Genomic DNA, 6,170 nt, shown 5'->3' on the forward strand with positions numbered 1-6,170 from the left:
TCTGACTTGATCGAAAACCCGGCGTGAATGCCGGGTTTTTATTTGATTTCGAGCGTGTAGGAGCAGCCGGCCAGGGTCTTGCCGGGATGGGACTCGACGGTCGAGACGTTGAGCTTGACGTCCGTGGAGAAGGTCAATCCTTCCGACTCTTCGGTGCTTTGGACAACGACCTTTTCGCCAAGGAATTTTTGCGGCGTGGAAAAAACGGCCATGACGTCGAGTTCTTTTGCAAGTTCCGGCGCGGCAACGCCGTCGAGCACGGCCATCGGCCCCGCAGCGGTAAACACGATCGATCCTGTCTCGCGGTTGAACACGCGGATTTTGGCCGGCAGTTCGTATTGGCTGAGAAACGGATTGGCGGAGGCAACCTCCTTCCAGCCAAGCGTTTCAACGGCACCCGGTGCGCTGGACAGCCACAGGGCAAAGTCGTTGTAGGTCGGAACGTCCGCCCTGCACTCGATCAGCGCGGGAAGGTCAAGAGAGGCGGGGTCGAACTCCTGGCCGGCGGCCGGCGTCGCCAGAACAATCAGCGGCGCCAGGCAGCGACCGAAACCGCGCATCCGCCCTACTTGGCACGGTTGCGCGCTGCCAGCGTTCTCAGCCGCAGTGCATTGAGGCGGATGAAGCCGGCGGCGTCCTTCTGGTCATAGGCGCCACGGTCATCCTCGAAAGTGACCAGCGCATCGGAGTAAAGCGTCTTCTTCGACTTGCGGCCGGTGACCATGACGTTGCCCTTGTAGAGCTTGAGCCGCACCGTGCCCTCGACGTCTTCCTGGCTCTTGTCGATCATCGCCTGCAGCATCAGCCGTTCGGGCGCAAACCAGAAGCCGTTATAGATCAGCTCGGCGTAACGCGGCATGAACTCGTCCTTGAGGTGGGCCGCACCTCGGTCGAGCGTGATCGATTCGATGGCCCGGTGGGCGGCGATCAGGATGGTGCCGCCTGGCGTTTCGTAGACGCCGCGCGACTTCATGCCGACGAAGCGGTTCTCGACCAGATCGAGCCGGCCGATGCCATTGTCGCGGCCAAGATCGTTGAGTGTCGCCAGCATGGTTGCCGGCGACAATTTCTTGCCGTTCAGCGCGATCGGATCGCCCTTCAGGAACTCGATCTCGATCTCGGTGACCTTGTCCGGCGCATCCATCGGCGAAACGGTGCGCTGATGAACGAATTCCGGCGGCTCCACCCACGGGTCTTCCAGCACCTTGCCCTCGGAGGACGAATGCAAGAGGTTGGCGTCGACCGAGAACGGTGCATCGCCCTTCTTGTCCTTCGGCACCGGGATCTGGTGCTGCTCGGCGAAATTCATCAGGTCGGTACGCGACTTGAACGTCCAGTCGCGCCACGGCGCGATGACCTTGATGTCGGGGTTCAGTGCGTAAGCCGAGAGCTCGAAGCGAACCTGATCGTTGCCCTTGCCGGTGGCGCCATGCGCGATCGCATCGGCGCCGGTTTCCCGGGCTATATCGACCAGATGCTTGGAGATCAGCGGCCGGGCGATCGAGGTGCCGAGCAGATAGGTGCCTTCATAGACGGTGTTGGCGCGGAACATCGGGAAGACGAAGTCGGCGACGAATTCCTCGCGCACATCGACGATACGGATGTCCTTGATGCCCATCATCTCGGCCTTGCGGCGCGCCGGTTCCAGCTCTTCACCCTGACCGAGATCGGCGGTGAAGGTGATGACCTCGGCGCCGAACTCGGTCTGCAGCCATTTCAGGATGATGGATGTGTCGAGACCGCCGGAATAGGAGAGCACGACTTTCTTGATGTCTTTGGTTTTGGACATTTTTACCCCGTCGGTGGCGGACGCCCCAGCCTGGGCGTCACGGATTGTCGCAGCGCCTTTTAGCAGGAACGGCAGAGCGAGCAAGCACGCGTGCATGCATGGCTTCTGGTCCAGCGCATGGCGGGAGCGCGATGCCTGGGCCGTGGCGTTTTGGCGGGACCGTGCCATGGCGCCCCGCATCGCAGCACTAAGAAGATGCAGTTCAGCACGGAGCGCGGTCTATCCGCGCGACGGGGCCGACCGCGAGCGGTTGGTCAGCAACGCCGACCTTGCCATGTACCGGGCGAAGAACGACGTGACGCGAGCCGTCTGCTTCTACGAATCCGCCATGGACGAGACGGCGCGGGCGCGCCGCGCCTTGGCCACCGACCTTCGCCAGGCGATCGACCGCGGCGAGCTTTCGCTTCACTATCAGGTGCAGACCTCGGTCCCGACCGGCGCCACCTGCGGCTACGAGGCGCTGCTGCGCTGGGCCCATCCCGTGCATGGTATGATCCCGCCCGCCGAATTCATCCCGATTGCCGAAGAGAACGGCTCGATCATGGCGATCGGCGAATGGGTGCTGCGGACCGCGTGCCGGCAGGCGGCCTCGTGGGGCAATGGCCACAAGATCGCGGTCAATTTGTCGCTGGTGCAGTTCGCCCATGCCGATCTCGCCAAGCTCGTCCATCAGATCCTGATCGAGACCGGGCTGTCGCCGAAACGGCTGGAGCTGGAGTTGACCGAATCGACGATCGTCGCCGACAAGGTGCGCACGCTGCATGTCCTGCGCCAGGTCAAGGCGCTTGGGGTGACGATCGCGATCGACGATTTCGGCACCGGCTATTCATCGCTCGATACGCTGCGCTCGTTTCCCTTCGACAAGATCAAGCTCGACCGCTCATTCATGGCCGATGTCGAGCGAAGCCCGCAGGCCAAGGCCATCATCCGGGCGGTGCTGACGCTGGGCCGCAGCCTCGACATTCCGGTGCTCGCCGAAGGCGTCGAGACACATGTCCAGCTCACCATCCTGCAGGTCGAAGGCTGCAATGAGGCGCAAGGCTATTTTCTCGGCCGGCCGAAGCCCATCGACCAGATCACCGGGGACACCGATGTCCGCAACGATCGACTCTTCGCGGAGGAGCCAGCGAGGATACGGCTGAGCAGGCAGGCATAGGACTGCCGCGGCCGGCGCCCAGCGAATGCCGTGCAGACGCCTGCTGGATCGAGATCGGATCGCTGCTGTGTCTGGCGTCGACATGGCGCATCCTGTATAGGCCTCCCAATTCCCCGGGGCCGCTCATGTCGTTCATTCCAGACACCACCACGCTGATCCAGTTCGCCATCGCCACGGTCATCCTGGCGATCACGCCGAGGCCGGACATGACCCTGTTCGTCTCGCGCACGCTGAGCCAGGGCCGTGCCACTGGCTTTGCCTCGATGGCCGGCGCGCTGTGCGGCACGCTGATCCACACCACGCTGGTGGTGGTCGGCGTCTCGGCGCTGATCGTCGCCTCGCCGATGGCATTCTTCGTGCTGAAGATCTTCGGCGCCGGCTACCTCGTTTTCCTGGCCTGGCAGGCAATCACCAGGGGCTCGGCCTTTTCGCCGGAAAAGAAGACAGGCCCCGAGATTTCGCTGTTGCGCAGCTGGGCGGCGGGCCTCGGCGTCAATCTGCTCAACCCGAAGATCATCCTGTTCTTCATGACCTTCCTGCCGCAGTTCGTCTCCGCGCATGATCCGAACGCACCGGGAAAGCTGTTTTTCCTGGGCACGATGTTCATCGTGCTGTCGGTCCCGGTGACGGTGCCGATGGTGCTGGCGGCGGAAAAGTTTTCGGCGGCGATGAAGGCAAGCCCGCGCGTTACGCGGGTGGTCGACTATCTGTTTGCCGGCGTGTTCTCCGCCTTCGCCCTCAAGATCCTGACGGCGCAGGCGAAGTAGGCGCCGTCATCCTGTCCGGCCATCCTCTTTTGATTCTGGTTCGCCTTGCCACCAGCTTGCGGCCCAGCGCCCGGCGCTGAGCCAGTAAAAGATACCACCGACCATGCCGCTGCCGATCACGGCCATGATGGCGCTGGTGTCCCTGACGGCGAAGGCGGTGTCACCGCTGTGGTCGGCAAGCCCGAGGAAAACACCGGCAACCACCGCGCCCGCCAGCGCATAGAACAGCCAGTCGCGCCGGCCCAGGATTTCGGCAAGCAGGATGACGACAGAGGCCGGCATCAGGGCGAAATAGGCGACGAACAGGGCGGCGAAGGGAATTGAGAAATACAGGGAAGCCGTCGCCGTCGGATGTGCATGCTCCGGCGTGTAGCCGAGCGATGCCAGGAACAGGATGTTGAGGAAGGCGCTCGCCGCCAGCGAGGCGACGGCATAGCCGAACAGGATGACGGTGAAACGGATGAGGTAGCCGACGAGACGCGCCATCAATCCCGGCCCAGATTCCGGCCCGTGCCGGACCTGCGTCCAGCCAGAAGCCAGTAGATCCAACCGGCGGCGATGCCGGCGGTGGCGAGAAAACCCAGAAAGCCCGGATTGAAGACAAAGCTGCTGGCGGAGCGCGGCATGGATACGCCAAAGGCGATGGACGTGATCGCACCGGTGGCGGCGAAGTAGAACCATCCCCGAAGTGAAAACCGTTCGGCGACAAAGAGCGCCGGGCCGACGATCAACAGCGCGCCGATCATTACGGTCAACACGGCGAGCGGGAACGAGCCAAGCCAGTCGAAGGCGAAAATGATCGACCAGTTGCCGTCTTCGATGCCTTCCAGAAGAGCGATCAGCAGCACCGGCACCAGGATCGAGGTCAGCACGGCGGCGACATAGCCGACCGCCATGATGGCGAGGCGTCTTAGCCAGGCGAAGGGGCGGTTCACGCCTCGCCGTGCCCCGCTATCATCATCGCTTCCAGAGCCAGCCGGTCGACCTTGCGCATGCGCTCGGAGTCGGATTTGAGCTGGCCGCAGGCGGCGAGGATGTCGCGGCCGCGCGGCGTGCGGATCGGCGAGGCATAGCCGGCATTGTTGATGTAGTCGGCGAATTTCTCGATCGTCTCCCAGTCCGAGCACTGGTAATTGGTGCCCGGCCACGGGTTGAACGGGATCAGGTTGATCTTGGCCGGAATGCCCTTGAGCAGCTTGATCAGTCCCTTGGCGTCCTCGATGGAATCGTTGACGTCCTTCAGCATCACATATTCGAAGGTGATGCGCTTGGCGTTCGACAGGCCGGGATAGGCGCGGCAGGCGGCGATCAGTTCCTTCAGCGGATACTTCTTGTTGATCGGGACAAGCAAGTCGCGCAGATCGTCATTGGTGGCATGCAGCGAGATTGCCAGCATGACGCCGATTTCCTCGCCGGTGCGGAAGATTTCCGGCACGACGCCGGAGGTCGACAGCGTGATGCGCCGCTTCGACAGGGACAGGCCGTCACCATCGGAAGCGATCAGCAGCGCCTTCTTCACCGCTTCGAAATTGTAAAGCGGCTCGCCCATGCCCATCATGACGATGTTGGACACTTTGCGGCCTTCGGCCGGCACGATGGCGCCGTCGGGCGTGTCGCGGTCAGGGAAATCGCCGAGCCGGTCGCGGGCGGTGAGCAGCTGGGCGAGGATCTCCTCGGCCGTCAGATTGCGCACCAGCTTCTGCGTGCCGGTGTGGCAGAACGAGCAGGTCAGCGTGCAGCCCACCTGCGAGGAGATGCACAGCGTGCCGCGACCCTCTTCGGGAATATAGACAGTCTCAATCTCGACGGGCCGACCGGCGCCGCGCGGCGGAAAGCGGAACAGCCACTTTCGCGTGCCGTCGGCGGAAATCTGCTCCTCGACGATCTCGGGCCTGGCGACGGTGAAATGCTTGTCGAGCTCAGCACGCAGATCCTTGGAGATGTTGAACATGCCGGCGAAATCGGAGACGCCGCGCACATACATCCAGTGCCACAGCTGCTGGGCGCGCATTTTCGCCTGGCGCTCGGGCACAGCGCCCGATGCAACCAGAGTCTCGGCGAGTTCGATCCGCGTCAGGCCGATCAGCGACTGCTTTTCGGGCTGTGCCGAGCGGGCACGCAACGCGTCGCGGGCGCTGTCAGTGGTGAGATCGAATGAAAGGGTCATGGTTGCACTGATATAAGCGGTTTGCGGCCGATTTCACGCATCGTGCCGGAAAGGAAGCGCGGCGCATAGCACAGGTTGAGGGCAGAGTCATGCTCAGCTAGCTTTAAGATCTACGATCGCCTTGGAACGACGTCGGCACCGCCCCTCGTCATGGCGGGCATTTCTCTCCCGATAATGCCTGTCTTGCGGCGGCAGCGCGTTTGGCTGATGGCTTCCCCCACTCCGTCGCTGCTTCGCAGCGCCACCTTGTATCTACACGAGAGAGATTTCGTGGGATTAGAGCGATTGAGC

General features: G+C 62.9%; 6 protein-coding genes and 1 pseudogene. 2 read left to right on the forward strand and 5 right to left on the reverse strand.

Going from position 1 to position 6,170, the window contains the following annotated elements; genetic code table 11:
- Positions 1-38: 38 nt before the first annotated feature.
- The gene (locus tag LB559_RS31580) at positions 39-560 is read right to left on the reverse strand and encodes a hypothetical protein (protein ID WP_224675811.1); all 522 of its coding nucleotides are present in this window, start codon (positions 558-560) and stop codon (positions 39-41) included.
- Between the two features lie 5 nt (positions 561-565).
- Positions 566-1,789 carry an argininosuccinate synthase gene (locus LB559_RS31585; protein ID WP_013528809.1) on the reverse strand — a complete coding sequence of 408 codons (1,224 nt, stop codon included), beginning with the start codon at positions 1,787-1,789 and terminating at the stop codon, positions 566-568.
- Between the two features lie 214 nt (positions 1,790-2,003).
- Here LB559_RS31585 and LB559_RS31590 point away from each other — a divergent pair.
- A pseudogene (locus LB559_RS31590) lies at positions 2,004-2,945 on the forward strand (putative bifunctional diguanylate cyclase/phosphodiesterase); the annotation flags it as partial.
- Between the two features lie 125 nt (positions 2,946-3,070).
- Positions 3,071-3,712, forward strand: a complete 642-nt coding sequence (locus LB559_RS31595) for a LysE family translocator (RefSeq protein ID WP_224675812.1) — start codon at positions 3,071-3,073, stop codon at positions 3,710-3,712.
- 6 nt (positions 3,713-3,718) lie between these two features.
- Here LB559_RS31595 and LB559_RS31600 read toward each other — a convergent pair whose 3' ends face one another.
- The 3 genes from LB559_RS31600 to rlmN are packed head-to-tail and all read right to left on the reverse strand — an operon-like array spanning position 3,719 to position 5,879.
- The gene (locus LB559_RS31600) at positions 3,719-4,198 is read right to left on the reverse strand and encodes a hypothetical protein (RefSeq protein ID WP_063169555.1); all 480 of its coding nucleotides are present in this window, start codon (positions 4,196-4,198) and stop codon (positions 3,719-3,721) included.
- Complete coding sequence (locus tag LB559_RS31605) at positions 4,198-4,647, reverse strand: hypothetical protein (RefSeq protein ID WP_013528812.1); 450 nt, start codon at positions 4,645-4,647, stop codon at positions 4,198-4,200. The genes LB559_RS31600 and LB559_RS31605 overlap by 1 nt, the downstream gene beginning before the upstream one ends.
- Complete coding sequence (rlmN, locus tag LB559_RS31610; protein ID WP_027162882.1) at positions 4,644-5,879, reverse strand: 23S rRNA (adenine(2503)-C(2))-methyltransferase RlmN; 1,236 nt, start codon at positions 5,877-5,879, stop codon at positions 4,644-4,646. Before rlmN ends, LB559_RS31605 begins: the two co-directional genes overlap by 4 nt.
- Positions 5,880-6,170 lie beyond the last annotated feature (291 nt).

The organism is Mesorhizobium sp. BR1-1-3 (assembly GCF_020165455.1).
Classification (GTDB): Bacteria; Pseudomonadota; Alphaproteobacteria; order Rhizobiales; family Rhizobiaceae; genus Mesorhizobium; species Mesorhizobium ciceri.

Excerpts from the sequence above, each read along its gene's own strand:
- LB559_RS31580 (WP_224675811.1), bottom strand. The coding sequence starts at position 560 with ATGCGCGGTTTCGGTCGCTGCCTGGCGCCGCTGATTGTTCTGGCGACG.
- LB559_RS31585 (WP_013528809.1), bottom strand. The coding sequence starts at position 1,789 with ATGTCCAAAACCAAAGACATCAAGAAAGTCGTGCTCTCCTATTCCGGC.
- LB559_RS31595 (WP_224675812.1), top strand. The coding sequence starts at position 3,071 with ATGTCGTTCATTCCAGACACCACCACGCTGATCCAGTTCGCCATCGCC.
- LB559_RS31600 (WP_063169555.1), bottom strand. The coding sequence starts at position 4,198 with ATGGCGCGTCTCGTCGGCTACCTCATCCGTTTCACCGTCATCCTGTTC.
- rlmN (WP_027162882.1), bottom strand. The coding sequence starts at position 5,879 with ATGACCCTTTCATTCGATCTCACCACTGACAGCGCCCGCGACGCGTTG.